At 62.1% G+C, this 773-nt stretch carries 3 protein-coding genes; 2 read left to right on the forward strand and 1 reads right to left on the reverse strand.

Features of this window, described 5'->3' with window-relative positions; translation table 11 throughout:
* The coding region (locus EN994_RS33825) for a trehalose-phosphatase (RefSeq protein WP_281060232.1) at positions 1 to 314 on the forward strand (314 nt) is incomplete at its 5' end.
* Between the two features lie 60 nt (positions 315 to 374).
* Positions 375 to 632: a hypothetical protein gene (locus EN994_RS33830; RefSeq protein WP_063168507.1), complete on the forward strand. Its 258-nt coding sequence runs from the start codon at positions 375 to 377 to the stop codon at positions 630 to 632.
* 30 nt (positions 633 to 662) lie between these two features.
* On the opposite strand, the gene EN994_RS33835 is transcribed toward EN994_RS33830, so the two are convergent.
* A partial coding sequence (locus EN994_RS33835; protein WP_127308279.1) for an SDR family oxidoreductase occupies positions 663 to 773 on the reverse strand: 111 nt, incomplete at its 5' end.

Raw genomic sequence — 773 nt, forward strand, 5'->3', positions numbered from 1 at the left:
CGACGCAGCTTGTCGAGCAGGCGCTGGCCACGCTGCCAAAGGGCTACCGGGTGGTTCCCGGCAATGCCGGTGTTGAACTGCTGCCGCTCGAGGCCGCCAAGGGCGCCGCGATCCGGCGTTTCATGGAAATTGCGCCATTCACGGGCCGTCGCCCGGTCTTCCTGGGCGACGACACGTCGGATGAAAACGGTTTTGAGGCCGTCAATGATGCCGGCGGCATATCGATACGCGTCAAACCACCAGCGCACACCGCAGCGCGGTACGGGCTTGCCGACGTTGTCGAGACGCTGGCCTGGCTGAGAGGTCAACTTTAGATCCAGCCGACGCAACCGCGATCGCGCCTCCTGGAAAGGGCAAGGAAAGGAACGGTTTCGATGGGACGCTTCGCACAATTGGTCCGAGAGATCACCCCGAACTGGCTGCACTCTCGCTCCTCCCGCCATGACATTGCCGACGTTTCACCGTCCGACGCGGATTTCAGCTGGCAAGAGGCGATCGATAACAAGATGTATGGGGCTGATACGCCTGATTATTCCTATGTTCCGGAAAAGACCGCTTCAGATGCGGTGAGACCGGGCGGTGACAGCCCCGGCGAAAAGAGCGTGCGGGGTGATCCAAAGAGAGCCAATTGAGGGTGAAAGCCTGTCGGCGCCCGAGGAACGCTAGGCCGCAAATCGCAGTCCGCCGTCGCAGGTCAGCACCTGACCGGTCATGAAGCCGTTGGAGACGAGGAAGGCTATTGCCGCGGCGACGTCTTCGGCGCGACCGATGCG

Source organism: Mesorhizobium sp. M7A.F.Ca.CA.002.09.1.1, assembly GCF_003998555.1.
Classification (GTDB): domain Bacteria; phylum Pseudomonadota; class Alphaproteobacteria; order Rhizobiales; family Rhizobiaceae; genus Mesorhizobium; species Mesorhizobium ciceri.